The organism is Methylophilus flavus (assembly GCF_042678905.1).
Lineage (GTDB): Bacteria > Pseudomonadota > Gammaproteobacteria > Burkholderiales > Methylophilaceae > Methylophilus > Methylophilus flavus.
Window position 1 is genome coordinate 480,706 of the sequence record NZ_JBHTLN010000002.1, and the last position, 15,221, is coordinate 495,926.

The following is a 15,221-nucleotide window of genomic DNA, read 5'->3' on the forward strand; positions in this document are numbered from 1 at the left end:
TGTCTTCGCTCTTTATTTATTTTATAACTCATTTTCTGAATATTCAGAAGTTGGCAGTGATCTTTCAAATTGCACTGTGATTCTGCATTGATATGCTAATTGTAAAATTAAGTAAACGACGTCAGGTTTTTACTTCCCTCAGAGATGAGTCTATACAGAGGGAGATTTAGGTCATGCAAATCAAGAATATTAAACAGTGTGCAATGTACACATTGTTTGCAGTCTGGGGAGTAGGGTCAGCGCCGTTTGCCATCGCTGAAGCATTGAATACGCAGCTACCAAAACAGCAAGAGGAGACGTTCAGTGTACCGGTCAATATTGATATCCCCCAGCAGCCATTGGCTAACTCATTGCATGCTTTAGGTAAAGCAACTGGCATGAGCATCTCTTTCCCTAATGACTTGGTTTCAGGCAAAACGGCGCCAGAAGTGCGCGGCCGTATGACGCGGCAGGAAGCGTTACGCCGCATGCTGAATGACACTGGTCTGGCTCCCAAAATTGAAGGGGATAGCGTTTACATTCAAAAGGCCCCCCCAAAAAAAGAAGATAAAACGGTTGCGCTCGATAAAGTCGAAGTGCGTGCCAAGCGTTTTTATGAGGTGGGCCCATTACCTGGGCTGGGTTTGACCAAAGAGGAAATTCCCGGCAACGTCCAAAGTATATCTGCCCAGGAAATTAAAGAAGCGCATTCTCTTAGTTTGACTGATCTGATGAACCGCAAGCTTCAATCAGTGACGGTCAATGACTACCAAGGCAACCCGTTTCAAATGGATGTGCAATACAGGGGCTTCACAGCTGGACCCCAGATTGGAACGCCCCAAGGTCTGTCCGTATTCTTGGATGGTATTAGGGTTAACGAGCCCTTTGGTGACGTGGTGAACTGGGACATGATTCCCATGAACGCCTTAGCAGGCGTAGATGTGTTTCCTGGTTCAAACCCGATCTTTGGTTTGAACACCTTGGGTGGCGCATTCTCCATGAAAACCAAAGATGGTTTTAATAATGCGGGCATGGATGCTGATGTATTGACAGGATCATTCGGCAGGAAACAATTACAGGCTGAGGCAGGCTGGAACAACGGGACGATTGGTTTGTTTGCCGCAGGCAACTTCTTTCTTGAAGATGGCTGGCGTAAAAATTCTCCAAGTAAAGTAAATCAATTGTTTACAAAAGCTAGTTTTCGTGGAGAAAAGATTGACCTCAATTTCAGCACTTTATTGGTAGGCAATGATTTAACTGGCAATGGATTGATTCCAAGCGAGATGTATGAAAGAAACAGAAATGACGTTTTTACTAGCCCCGATGAAACCAAAAATAGATTAAGTCAGTTTCAGCTTAGCGGTAGTTATTTCGTCAATGACACTTTCACTATAACTGCGCAAGTGCATCGAAGAAATAGCAAGCGTAGTCAAAAAGGTACTGATGTCATGACTGACTACGATGAGGAATTGACAGCAAAAAGAACGCCAGATCCGTCAGAGCAATTCACTTGTTTATATCGAACTAGTGGTGCAAATGCATACAGTCCAGCTAGCCAAGCCAATCGTTATGGTCTGCCAGATTATGTCGTGATACCGGTCGAATATAACAATCCGGGAGTTGGTAGCAATGTTGATTTTGAGAATAGTGCCTTCGCGCAAGATTACAATAATGGAACTTTAGACATCAATAATTATACCCAATTCATTAACACTGAGTTACCACCAGAGGTAGTAAAAGCCTATGGTTATACATTTGAGGAGTGGAAAAACTTCAGAGAGCAGAATATTTATACTCGTGGTAACACTCCTCCGGTTCGTGAAGGTGCAAATGACCCTGATTTCTTCAACGAACCATCTTTTTTCGCTACTTTCTTAGACATACGTACTCCTACAGATGTAGGAGGTGTTTCGTATAACTCTCCGGAAAATTATTTTTTTTCAAGAGATCCGGTAACTAACGCTGTAATTAAAAACTATGTGATGTTACTGGCCCCACTTAATTCTGCTGATTGTCTGAATCCGCAGTCTTTAGAGAGGTTTGATCCTGTAACTTTTCAACCAATATTAGTTGATGGCAAAGGTTTAAACCAACCAGGGGTTGTTGAAGGTACACCCACTGCATTAATCACTGAAAACCAGATTGACCAGGTCAAAGACGGTGTTTCGTTACAGCTCAACTGGAATTTGGAAAAGCACAAATTTATGGTTGGAGCATCAGTTGACTCTGCTAATGCTGATTACTCGAACTATCAGCGCTTAGGTTTCTTGGATTTTGAACGTAACGGCTATCTTGACCCTGAACAAGCACACCCACAATTTGCTGGGGCGTTTGTCCCGCTGGCCAATAATAATTTTGAAGGCACGCAAGTCACCCAAAGTGTCTATTTTAGCGAGACGTGGACACCAGTTGAAACCCTCCATTTAAGTGCCTCAGGTCGATATAACCAAACGTTTGTAAAAAACAAAATTGCAGCCAGAAGTGGTTTTTTAAACTACAGCATAGGCGATGTAATCGCGGAACCTGATCGATATAACGTTTGCGGAGATACCAATGGCGATGGCGTTGTCACCATGGCGGATTGCGCTGGCATCCCATTAGGCTATCGCCCGCTAAACTTAACTAGAGTCCTTGATCCGGCCGAAACCGAGAAATTTAGTTTTTACTCATTCAATCCTTCACTAGGGGTGAGCTGGCAAGCAAAAGAAAGCTTAAATGTTTACGCAAACTGGGCAAAGGGAACACGTGTTCCTAGTGTGATTGAGTTGGGGTGTGCATTTGATAAAACACCAACACTAGACGCTGGGGGCAATGTGGTGCCAAGGAGCTTGGCTGAAAACCGGCAATGTACCTTGCCTACCAGTTTATCTGGCGACCCATTTTTACCTCAAATACAAGCAACTACCTATGATGTGGGCTTTCGAGGAAGCTTACCTAGCGTATTTGGAATTGATGCGGTGCAATGGAATTTGGGTGCTTTCCAGACTGATTTAAAAGACGATATTTACTTTGTAGCGGTGGGGAATGGTGCTGGTTTTTTTGACAGCGTCGGTAAAACACGCCGAAGAGGGATTGAAGCAGGTGTCTCTGGTAAAAAAGATCGATGGGGTTTTCGTTTAAATTATTCGTTAACGGATGCAACATTCGAAGATAAATTTCGGATGATTAGCTTGGATAACAGTAGTTCTACCGACAGAAATGATGGTTATGGACAGGCCATTGATGTCAAGCCGGGTAGCACTATGCCTGGGGTGTCTTTACATAACTTAAATGCCACGTTGACCTATGATGTGACCGATAGATGGACTTTAGGCCTTACCGGCGTAGCCCATTCCGATAGTTATTTGCGTGGGAACGAAAACAATCAACATAGGCAGGGAGTAGCGCGTACGTTCGATGTTTTTGACCCGCTGTTAGGACCGGTTACTGTATCTCGCCCACCAACTACAAATCCGGGAAAAGTGGATGGGTATGCCACATTTAATTTCCAGACTAGCTATCGATTCAACAAAGAGTGGACGGCCACTATGCTGGTTAATAATATTTTTGATAAAGAATATTTCAGTGCGGGTCGCTTAGGGCGTAACCCATTCTCTCCAAGCATCAATGGCGCTATCGGGCCAGATGGATATAACCATAACTCCGGAGATTGGCTAAGCACTAATTTCATTGCACCGGGTGCGCCAAGAGGTGTGTGGTTTAGTTTGAATTGGCACTTTGTGCCTGATTAATTCATTTTGGGAATTATTCCCGGAATGTTTTTCTAGAAATTTGCAAAAATGACATTCACTTTTCTAACAGAAGTTTTTAATCAAGACTGTCTTAGCTAAAAATTGAATCGACTAGAAAAATATCAACAATATGAGGGCATTTGTGAACTGCCTTTCTTAAAATGAATTTAAGAATTCTCCTCTAGCTAATAGAACTTACAAGGGTCTAGAACTGAGGTGAGTTGGTGATGCAGGCAGCCACAAATGCCTGCTAATTGTACCTCTTTAATTCAGGAGTTAAAAATGCAAAACATAACATTGAAATTAGCGGTTATTGGAGCTTTGTTTATATCGGCTCAGGCACAAGCAGGCTGGCTGACAGTTCCAGCCGCTGGTTTTGGAAGCTCTGCATATGCCAATTGCTACAATGCAGGGCGCACAGCGGCCGCGCCTAAAGGCAACTTTGGATCCTACCCCATTAATGCAGCACAATATCCTTCAACTGGTACAAGCGATACATGCTGGACTACAGCCCCTTCTACGGAAACCTCCTTGCCTCCTCTAGATAAATCAGGGGTTGCATTTACTGGCTTTACTGTATCGGGTAGCGTGACACGATCAATCCCTAACCCAACTGGTGGAGCTTCCATTGGTAGTGTTTTTGATAAGTTTTGGCGCAATCCAACGACAAATGTATGCGTGATTGCCACACGTGTCCGGATGCTGAATGTGGATTCGGATGCAGCCACAGGAACACAATTGTTTGAGGTGAATGATGTTGTTCGCAGTGGCTTTAGCGGTTCAGGAAGTGTAAGCATTGCTTATGCGTTCCCGAGCAACCTGACCCCTATCACTGTCATGTCTCCGGTCTACCGTGTTGGTAGAACATTTACTTCTGTTCAGCACCGTGCTTTGAAATATGACACCCTCGCGAACAAAGCTTTGAATGGTACAAATTACCTTGACTTGCCAACCGCAAACAGTGTGACGACTGCAACATCTGGTGAGCCTACTGGTATTTCTTCAACAACAACGGCATCAACCACAAGTGCTACGCAAGATGCTGTTGTGAATAGTAATCATGTGGACTTCACCATGGATGCAGTATTTACCGATGATGATGGATCAACAAGCGCTTATTCTGCAGTGGCATATGTTGAAGCTCCATGCAGTGCAGACCCAACGGAGCAAGCAGGCGCAATCAGGTTGCGTCAAACCGGTCAAGAAAATGCAACGCTGAAAGCAATTGATATTACTGGCTATGCCATCGGTACGCCATAGTAGTTTGGAGACTTCCCGATAGTTAACTACAGCAAGGCAATTTTATTGCCTTGCTTCTAAAAGTTTAGGAGAAAGATATGGCTGTTAAAGTGTTCAATGCAACAGAGACTGATTATACCGGGACAGCAAGCGCTGATTTAATCATTGGTAACAGTCTTGGTAATTATATTGATGGCGGTGCTGGTAATGATGTCATTTTGGGTGGGAGTGGCGATGATAATCTTACTGGCGGAAGTGGTAACGATATTATCAGTGGCGGTGCAGGTAATGATGGCATTTTTGGTGGTGAAGGAGATGACATTCTTACTGGCGGCGCTGGTGAGGATTTTGTATCCGGTGGAGCAAGCACATTGGGAGATGAGAATGTAGATGGCAATGTGTTCATTGCTACATCTGATGATTATCTTTTAGGTGATAAGGGTAATGACACCTTTGTGATTGGTAGTGAGGATGATTCAACAGGCATTATTATTTCCGCAGGCGTTTCAGGGCTAGACAATGATGGCAATGCAGCCAGATATGTGGGTAAAGTCGAAGCTGAAGAAGGTAACGAGGATGCTGGTTTTCTTGTCTTCGATACGGTCACAGGTGAGTACGTTGAGCTTGATGATGATATTGCCGAAGAAGTTGAGACTGATGTACGTTTGAACTTTGTTACGCGCCCAGGATCATCAGCAATCAGTACTTTTGCAACCACAATTGCTGGTTACAATGCCGTTGATACTTTAGTTTTCACAGAATCAGGTGAGTTTGAAGACATTGCTTTTTCAGGTATCGAACGTATTGAACTTGCCAGTGGTGTAAGTATCACTCTCGAAGCAGAACAGTTGGAAGAAAATGGTGAGTCCCTTGCTTTAGGTGAAATCAGCCCGGGCACCCACATCTACGGCGTTGCAGGCGGCGATGTTGAAAACGTAACTCTGGAACTTGAGTTCGAAGAGGAAGAGTTTGAACCAGCAGCTTCCATCGTGGGTGCCACTCCGGTCACATACGATAAAGCGGTATTTGAGGTGGATGATTTCTCTGTTGCTCACCTTTACCACAACGTAGATGTTACTTACGACGCTTCTGAAGGCGTAGCTGGTAGCTTCACCCGTATCGATGGTGCTAACGAAGGTAGCGATGCGCATGAAATCGTGCTGGGTAGCGAAGGTGTTGATTACGCAACCATGCGTTTGGGTGATGACACTGTTTACGGTAACGGCGGCAATGACCTGTTGATCGGTCATGGTGGTGCTGACTACCTGGACGGCGGTACCGGCAATGACATTTTCGTGATTGGCGGTTTCGGCAGTGGTGTGCAAGGCACTACTTCCAAAGCAGATGACGGTAACAAAGAGTGGATCGCTACTGGCGCTAAGCACGATGTGATCGTGGGTGGTGACGGTGTGGATACACTGCGTATCACGACCGGTATCGGTGCCAACACCAAAGCCAATGGCACTGTTGTGCTCAACAACGACAACTTCAAATCTATGGAAGTCGTGCAAGTTGGGGGTACTGTCGGTCGCTTGAATGTAGAAAATACAGACCTGCAACTGCTGAACGACCACTACTACTTCAAAGCCAACGGCACAGTTGCTGACCTTTCCAACACCCTGGGTAACAACGGCGGCACCATCAACAATGTAGTCGTTGATGCTTCTGGCGTGACTACCAACGGCCTGCGTTTTGAAGGTAATGCCAACCAGCAAACCTTTATCGGCACCAGCAAAGCTGACGTTTTCGTTGGCAATGGAGGTAACGATACATTGACTGGCGGCGGCGGCGCTGACAAGTTTGTATTCGGTAAAGTGTATGAGCAAGTGGTGACGGGTTCTGCCACCTCTGTGCAGACTTACACTAACACCGGCTTCAACCTGACTGGTGTAGATACCATCACTGACTTCACACGTGGTACTGACAAGCTGGAATTGCATCTTGACCAGTACAGCAAACTGGCTGGCTTTAACGCCAACAATTTGCGTGTGAACTCAACCGGTACTGCGCAAGACTCCAATGACTACCTGGTTTACAACACAACTACTAAAACACTCAGCTATGACGCTGACGGTAATGGTAGCGGTGCCAAGGTAGACATCGCTGTGCTTACAGGCGTGAATACTCTGTCTACTTCAGACTTCATCATCGTTTAATTGCGATAGCTGTGGACGGCCTAGCGTCCGCAGTTTTTAGTTAAAGAAATACCTTGGTGAACATGTTGTCGCAATCTGAAACTCTTAAACAAGTCATGTCTGAACTTTGGCCCATCTGGCGCAAAGTGTGGCTGTTTGGCGTCGTGACAAACCTGCTTATTTTAGTGCCCTCCTGGTATATGCTGGAGGTGTATGACCGTGTCATTAACAGCCGTAATGTGTCTACATTACTGATGCTGACCTTGATGGCTGCCTTTGCTTACCTGGTGATGGAAGCGCTGGAGTGGCAACGCCGCCGCCTTCTGCAATCCGCCTCTCACCATTTTGAAAAATCATTGCAGCAAAGACTGTTTGAGCGTGTGTTTACCGCCAAATTATCCATGCCGGAATTTCCGGCGCAGCAAGTATTTTCCGATTTTTCTACCCTCAAAAGTACATTGCATTCTTCTGCCTTGCTGGGCCTGATTGATGCACCTTTCTGCCTGATTTTCCTGGTGGCGGTGTTCCTGATCCATCCGGCATTGGGCGTGCTGACGCTGTTGGGCTTATTGATCCAGTTAGTGTTGACCGTGCAAAACCAGGCACGCGTTGCGCCCATGATGAAGCAGGCCAATCAGCATGCGATGGAATCCCACCGTTACTTTGCCAGCATCAGCCGCCATTCTGATGTGATGCAGTCCATGCAGATGATGGCGCCGGTGGAGCAGCGCTGGTTGCAAAGCCAGCATGGTTTTTTATGGCAGCAGGCGCAGGCTTCCGAGCTGGCAGGCAAAAATTCGGCGGCTTCGCGCTGGTTGCAGACCATGCAAACCAGCCTGATTCTGGGCCTGGCCTGCTACCTGTTTATTGAAGGCGAATTATTCAACGGCGGCGCGATGATGATTGTCGCCTCCATTCTCGCAGCCAGGGTACTGGCGCCGCTGGTGCAATGCGTGGGTCACTGGAAAACCTATGAACAGGCGTGGACCGCATGGCAGCGCATAGAAAGCTTGTTTGCCGGAGCTGCGCAAAAAGGTGAAGGGTTGGTACTGCCGCCCCCTACCGGAGAAGTTTCGGTAGACCAACTGGCGTATGCGCAACCACAAGCGGGGAAGGCACAAGCAGAAGTGTTTATCCGCCAGGTGCAGTTTAGTTTGCCTGCTGGAAACGTGCTGGTGGTCGCGGGTGCTTCGGCATCCGGCAAAACCACCCTGGCAAAATTACTGGTGGGGCTGGTCGCGCCAACCAGTGGTCGCGTGCGTTACGATGGTGTCGATGTGCACGGCTGGGACAAAAACAGGCTAGGGCCGTATGTGGGATACCTGGCACAGGAGGTAGACCTGTTTGATGGCCGGGTGATCGACAATATTTGCCGCTTTAACAGCCCGGACAAACAGGCCTTATCCGAAGTGATTGCCCTGCTGGGGTTAGCTGACTGGATCAACCAGTTACCGGATGGATTGAATACACTGATTGGTCAATCCGGTGTGCCCTTGTCCGGCGGTGAGCGGCAACTGCTTGGCCTGGCGCGTGCGCTGTATGGCAACCCGCGTATCGTGGTGCTTGATGAACCGAATGCCAACCTCGACACGGCTGCCGAGCGCACCTTTCAGCAGGCGATTGCGCGCATGAAACAGCAGGGTACGACTTTTATCATTATCAGCCATTTGCAACACATCCTGAATATCGCAGACTTTATGCTGGTGATGTGCCAGGGGCAAATGATCCGCTATGGCAAGCCGCATGATGTGATGGCGAGTTTTCAACAAGATGCTGCAAAAGCGGAAACAGTTAAAGCAAGAGCCGTCAAACCGCAAACTGCGAAGCCGCAAGTAGTGAAAGCAGCACAACCATGAAGACGGCGACTAGAAATTCATTGTGGGTGCTGGTCAAGCCGTTCCGTCGGCAGTTTATCCAAATGGCATGGCTCAGCTTGCTGACCAATGTGCTGATGCTGGTGCCTACGCTTTATATGCTGCAGTTGTATGACCGCGTGATGCAAAGCCGGAATACCTTGACGCTGGTAGCGGTGACTGCGCTGACCGCCGGTTTGCTGATATTGATGGCAGGCGCCGACTGGTTGCGTAACCTGTATGCGATCAAGACTGGCGTGCAGTTTGACCTCACCTACGGCAAGCAAATCTTCTCTGCCATTTTTGATACTCGCACCACGCAAAAACAGTCGCCGGTGCAGTCCTTGCAGCAGCTCACCACCGTCAGGCAGTTTATGACCGGGCAAGGCTTGTTTGCCATGCTGGATATGCCGTGGAGTATGGTGTATATCTCGGTGTTATTTGTGCTGCATCCAGTGCTGGGTGCCACGGCTATCGTGTTTTGCCTGGTCCAGTGCATGGTCGCGTTCTGGAACCAGAAGGTGATTGCTGGCCCGGCACAGCAAGCGCAGCAAACCAAGCAATTCACCGAAAACTTTATCCAGCAAAAGATACGCCATCTGCAAACCAGCCATGTGCTGGGCATGTCACAAACCTTGCGCCAGCGCTGGCAGTCGTTGCTGGCCGAACAGTCCCAGGCCGAAAGCATATGGCTGGCCGCCAGTGACCGCAGCCAGTTTGTCAATAAATGGGTGCGTTACACCATGCAATCGCTGATGCTGGCGATTGCCGCCTGGTTGACCATTAAAGGCCAGATCAGTGTCGGTTCCATGATTGCCTCAAATGTGCTGATCGCCCGCGCCTTGCAACCGTTCGATGTGATTGTGCATAGCTGGCGCCAGTGGTTGCAGGCCAATACTGCGGCGAGCGATCTGCAGTTGATCCTGGAAAGCCGTGAAAAAAATCTGGGCGCCATGCCTGTGGTGCAGCCGCTGCAACGTCCTTATCACCTGCAGCTGGAGTCAGTGACTGTGGAGCTCCAGTCGCGTCGTATCCTGAATGCACTGAACCTGAGTATTTCGCCAGGAAGATTGCTGTGCATCATGGGGCCTTCCGGCTCAGGCAAAAGCACATTGGCGCGTTTACTGGTCGGTGTCATTTCGCCACATGCCGGTAGATATCAGATCAACCAGTCAGCCATCCAGGCCAATAATGCCCGCACCTTGCTGACTAGTGTCGGTTATCTGCCGCAGCAGGTGTCATTACTTGAAGGCACGATTGCCGAGAATGTGGCCAGGTTCGGCACGCTGGAAAGCCAGCACATTATCCAGGCTTGCCAGCGCGTAGGTTTGCACGAAGCGATTCTGCGCTTACCGCATGGCTATGACACCCGGCTGGATGAACAAGGCCTGCCATTATCGGGCGGTCAGCGCCAGTTGCTGGGGCTGGCCCGCGCTATTTACAAAGAGCCGCCATTACTGGTGCTGGATGAACCGAATGCCAGCCTGGATGAGTTTGGCGAAGCGCGACTGATGGAGTTGCTGCAAGCCTTAAAACTGGTGCACACCACCATCGTAGTGGTGACGCATCGTTCCGGCGTGCTCAAAGTCACCGATGATCTACTGATCCTGAAACGTGGCGAGGTGGTCCATCATGGCCCGCGTGATGCGGGTATCGCCTATCTTAATCAACTTCATTCTGCTGCTTCAAGCCTGACTGCGGAGTCCACATGAGTTTAGCGCTATGCAATTAAATCCCGGGCTTTCAAATATCGCCCAACCTGTTCCTGATAATGTGCATGCCATTGAAAGCTATGCGCAGAACACAGGCCACACCAGAAAAGGCGCGTTTATTTTACTGGCCGGGGTGGTCGGTTTCGTGGTCTGGGCTGCCTACGCGCCGCTCGATGAAGGTGTGCCTACCGAAGGCCAGATCAGCATCGAGAGTAACCACAAAGTCGTGCAGCATTTATCTGGCGGCATCGTCAGCGCTTTGCTGGTGCACGAAGGCCAGGAGGTGAAGGCGGGCGATGTGTTATTCAAACTGGATGACATGGCCAGCAAAGCGCGCTATGAAGAAGTGCGCCAGCGCTATGCCGGTTTGCGTGCGCAGGAAGACCGTTTACGGGCCGAGCAATTGCATCGCAGAGTGATTGATTTTCATCCCGACTTATTGCAAGAAAAAAATGACCCATTGATACAGCAGCAAATGCGTAACCAGACCCAGTTACTGGCAGCGCGCACCTCTGCACTGGCAGCCGACATCGCCGGTAAACGAGAATCCATCGCTGGTTACGAAGCCATGGTGCAGGGCTATAAAGGCATGTTGTCCAGCCACGAATCACAACTCACTTTGCTTGAAGACCAGTTACAAGGGGTGCGCGGCCTGACTGCCGAAGGCTATGCGCCACGCAACCAGCAGAATGACCTGGAGCAACGCGTGGCGGCTTTGCACGGTGAACGCGCCAATACCCAGGCGAATATCATCCGTGCGCAACGGGCGATCATGGAACTGCTGCAACAGATCAACCAGCGCAACCAGCTGGAGCGCAAAGAGATGGATGCCGAGATGGCGCAGGTGAAATTGCAGGTAGAAGCCGATGCGCAAAAGGTGCTGGCACTGCGCGACGAGTTGGGCCGTACCGAAATCCGTTCACCGGCATCCGGCCAGGTGGTTGGCTTGCAGGTACATACCGTAGGCGCGATCATCCAGCCGGGGCAGAAGCTGATGGATATCGTGCCTTCTGGCGAGGCGCTGATTGTCGATGCACAAATTCCACCACATTTGATCGACAAGATCCATGTCGGACAGGCCGCCGATGTCCGTTTTTCCACCTTTGCCAATAGCCCGCAATTGCTGGCTGAAGGCCAGTTAAAATCGCTTTCAAAAGATTTGCTGAGCAAACCGGCAGCGACTGCTGAAGGCAGCCAAAGTTACTATTTAGCCAGAATCGTGCTGACCGAAAAAGGTACCAAAGCCTTACAGGGTCGCCAGTTACAACCCGGCATGCCGGTACAGGTCGTCATTAAAACCGGTGAACGCACCTTATGGGATTACTGGATGCATCCTTTGAGCAAGCGGTTGGCAGCCTCGATGAAGGAAGAATAATGGAAGCGCTGAATAAGTGTCTGCGCGAGCGAATTGCGGCGTTGCGCGGTACTCCTAACCTCGCCGTACTAGTTGTACTGTCTCGGCTCGTCCGTTCCGTGCGCCTTGCACTTCATCACGCTCGATCACTTATTGTGAATCTCGAAATGCGTTGCATTATTACCATGAAAGTATTCATTAGCTGCGTTTTGCTATCTTATTGCATAGCTACACAAGCGCAAGATGACCTGAATGGGCTTTATCAATTAGCCGTCACGTACAACGCGGATTTCCGAGCGGCACTCGCCAATACCGAAGCCGAACGTGAAGAACTGACCAAAGCAAAAGCCTTGTTTTACCCCAAGGTGCAACTCGGGTTGATGCGTGGCCGCGGCAATACCGACCGCACTACGCAGACCAGTATCGGCGCGTTGAATTCTGAGCTGAATTATGAGCTTGAAAATTACAGCCTGACCGTCCGCCAGCCTTTGTACAACAAGGAAACTTTTGCCATTTACAGCGGTGCAAAGTCTTATGTCACTGCACAGGAATCATTGCTGGAACAGCAAAACGCCAAGCTGATCCTCAAGCTGGTATCAGTTTACCTGGAAACCCTCTATGCACAAGATCGCGTCACTTTGCAGACGAATAAGCTGGAAGCAGTGAACCAGCAGTTACGGCAGGCGGAGCAACGATATCACCGGGGTAGTGGCACGGTGGTGGAGGTGAATGAAGCGCAATCCAACCTGGATATAGCCAAGGTAGAGAAAATCCAGGCTGCAAATGATTTACTCTCCAACCAGCAAAGCATGCAGATTCTCACTGGTAGTACGCATGCACTATCAGCCGAGCTGAAAGTCGATGGCCTGAATACCCTTTCGGGTGCCGAATATAGCCTGGAACGCTGGCTGGATGCGGCACGGCAACATCATCCGGAATTAATCGCGGCGACGCTGGATATCGATGTCGCCAGGAAAGAGGTAGAAAAGAAACAGGCCGGGCATTACCCGACGCTGGACCTGGTCGGTGTGCGCTCTTACAGCCAGAACGACAGCAATAATACGCTGGGCTCGCGTTTTGATACTTCGACCATTGCCTTGCAAATGAATGTGCCTTTGTTTGCCGGCGGTTACGTCAATGCCAATGTGCGCCAGAGCGCCAGCCGTCTTACCGCCAGTGAAGAGACCATGACTGCCAAGGCGCGCGAAATCGAGTTCAATGTGCGCAAGTATTACCAGAACCTCATAGCCGAGCAGCAATCCATCAGCGCTTACCAGCAGGCGGTACAGTCAGCCAAAGTGGCATTGGACGGCACCCAGAAGGGGTTTCAGGCCGGGTTTAAAACCAATCATGAAGTGCTGGATGCGCAGCAGAAATTATTTACCAATCAACTGTCGCTGAGCAAGGCCTATTACAGCCTGATCAGTGACTGGGTGAACCTGCAATTCAGTAGTGGGCTGCTGACGCTGGATGCTTTGAGCCGCGTCAGCCAGTTGTTTATCGCAAAAAAATAAAGCTTTATGAGGGAGTCATATCTTGAGAAAAATCAGTGTCTTGAAAAAAATCAAACAATCAGGGTTTACCTTGCTGGAATTGCTGGTGGTGATGGTGATTATCGGTTTGCTGGCCGGGTATGTCGGCCCCAAATACTTTGCCCAGATCGGCAAGTCCGAAACCAAAACGGCCAAGGCACAAATTGAAGCGCTGTCACGCGCGCTGGATACCTATCGTCTGGATGTCGGGCATTACCCCACCAGTGAGCAGGGCCTGGCCGCGTTGAATCGTAACCCGGATAACGAGGCGAAGTGGCAAGGGCCATACCTGGCCAAAGGCGTGCCGGCCGACCCATGGGGCAGGCAATATCAATACCGTTACCCTGGCGAACATGGCGATTACGATGTGTGGAGCCTGGGCAGTGACGGGGTCGCGGGTGGACAGGATGCTGATAGTGATGTCGGCAACTGGTAATGCCAGACGCTGATCTTTGTTAGCCATGCCGGTAAAGGAAGTAAACGCGCATGAAATTTGAGCTAAAAGTCATGCAAGGCACGCAGGTCAGCTGGCTGTCGCTGGATGCGGCAGACCAGCAATCTGCACGCCAGCAGGCGCAGGCGCAGGGCTACGGTATTTTGCAGATCCGCCAGGCGGATGCTACCGGCTGGCTGCCAAAATGGCCGTTCAACAAGCAGAGTTTTAACCTGAGTTTATTCAGCCAGGAGTTGCTGGCCTTGCTGGAATCCGGGCTCAGCCTGATCGAAGCGATTGAGGGCCTGGCGGAGAAAGAGCAGCATGACCAGTCACGCTATGTGCTGACCCGGCTGAGTACTTCTTTGTACGAGGGCCTGCCACTGTCACAGGCACTGGCCCTGCAACCCGAGGTATTCAGTGCGTTGTATGTCGCACTGATACGCGCAAGTGAGCGCACCGGTGATATGGCGCAAGCGCTGCGACGGCATGTGGCTTACCAGGCGCAAGTGGAAGCCATCCGCAAAAAAATCATTTCTGCTTCTATCTACCCGGTGTTGCTGATCGTCGTTGGCGGCATGGTCGTATTGTTTCTGCTCGGCTATGTGGTGCCGCGCTTCAGCACCATTTATGAAAGTGGCGGCGATAACCTGCCCTGGGCCAGCCGCATGCTGCTGCGCTGGGGGCAATTGCTACAAGGCCATGGTGAATGGGTGCTGATGGGCACCATAGGTATCAGCGTGTTGCTATGGCTGATATTTTCACGTCCGGCCAGCAAAATCTGGGTCATGCAACGGGTGTGGAGTATCCCCAGCCTGGGTGAGGCCTTACGCATTTACCAGCTGGCGCGTTTTTACCGCACGCTGGGCATGCTGTTACAGGGAGGAATTCCCTTGCTCACGGCACTGGGCATGGTGCAGTCTCTGCTACCGCAAGAATTACAGCAAGTACTGCAAAAGGTCATCAGCGAAGTGCGTGAAGGCAAACAACTCTCTTCATCAATGGAAGCGCACGGCCTGACCACTTCTATTGCCAACCGTATGTTACGTGTCGGCGAACGCACCGGGCAGCTGGATGAAATGCTGGGGCGCATCGGTATCTTTTATGATGAAGATACGGCACGCCGTGTCGAGTGGCTGAGCAAGTTGCTGGAGCCTGCGCTGATGGTACTCATTGGGCTGATCGTCGGGCTGGTGGTGGTGCTGATGTATATGCCGATTTTTGAGTTGGCGGGAGCGATTGAGTAATGACTG

General features: G+C 49.8%; 9 protein-coding genes. All 9 read left to right on the forward strand.

Annotated elements, in window-relative coordinates:
- The first annotated feature begins 203 nt into the window (after window positions 1–203).
- The 9 genes from ACFQ2T_RS12325 (at window position 204) to ACFQ2T_RS12365 (ending at window position 15,215) form a co-directional block, all read left to right on the forward strand.
- Complete coding sequence (locus ACFQ2T_RS12325) at window positions 204–3,710, forward strand: TonB-dependent receptor domain-containing protein (protein WP_379035179.1); 3,507 nt, start codon at window positions 204–206, stop codon at window positions 3,708–3,710.
- A 282-nt stretch (window positions 3,711–3,992) separates the two neighbouring features.
- The gene (locus ACFQ2T_RS12330) at window positions 3,993–4,970 is read left to right on the forward strand and encodes a hypothetical protein (RefSeq protein ID WP_379034840.1); all 978 of its coding nucleotides are present in this window, start codon (window positions 3,993–3,995) and stop codon (window positions 4,968–4,970) included.
- Window positions 4,971–5,047: 77 nt separating this feature from the next.
- Window positions 5,048–7,105, forward strand: coding sequence for a calcium-binding protein (locus ACFQ2T_RS12335; protein ID WP_379034842.1), 2,058 nt, complete (start codon window positions 5,048–5,050; stop codon window positions 7,103–7,105).
- Between the two features lie 95 nt (window positions 7,106–7,200).
- Complete coding sequence (locus ACFQ2T_RS12340) at window positions 7,201–8,940, forward strand: type I secretion system permease/ATPase (RefSeq protein WP_379034844.1); 1,740 nt, start codon at window positions 7,201–7,203, stop codon at window positions 8,938–8,940.
- The gene (locus ACFQ2T_RS12345; protein WP_379034846.1) at window positions 8,937–10,649 is read left to right on the forward strand and encodes a type I secretion system permease/ATPase; all 1,713 of its coding nucleotides are present in this window, start codon (window positions 8,937–8,939) and stop codon (window positions 10,647–10,649) included. Before ACFQ2T_RS12340 ends, ACFQ2T_RS12345 begins: the two co-directional genes overlap by 4 nt.
- Before the next feature lie 10 nt (window positions 10,650–10,659).
- A complete protein-coding gene (locus ACFQ2T_RS12350; RefSeq protein WP_379034848.1) occupies window positions 10,660–12,024 on the forward strand; it encodes an HlyD family type I secretion periplasmic adaptor subunit in 1,365 nt (454 codons plus the stop codon).
- 164 nt (window positions 12,025–12,188) lie between these two features.
- Window positions 12,189–13,517 (forward strand): TolC family outer membrane protein, encoded by a 1,329-nt coding sequence (locus ACFQ2T_RS12355; protein WP_379034850.1) that lies wholly within the window; start codon window positions 12,189–12,191, stop codon window positions 13,515–13,517.
- A gap of 22 nt (window positions 13,518–13,539) precedes the next feature.
- A complete protein-coding gene (gspG, locus tag ACFQ2T_RS12360) occupies window positions 13,540–13,971 on the forward strand; it encodes a type II secretion system major pseudopilin GspG (protein ID WP_379034852.1) in 432 nt (143 codons plus the stop codon).
- Between the two features lie 50 nt (window positions 13,972–14,021).
- Window positions 14,022–15,215 carry a type II secretion system F family protein gene (locus tag ACFQ2T_RS12365; protein ID WP_379034853.1) on the forward strand — a complete coding sequence of 398 codons (1,194 nt, stop codon included), beginning with the start codon at window positions 14,022–14,024 and terminating at the stop codon, window positions 15,213–15,215.
- The last annotated feature ends 6 nt before the right edge of the window (window positions 15,216–15,221 follow it).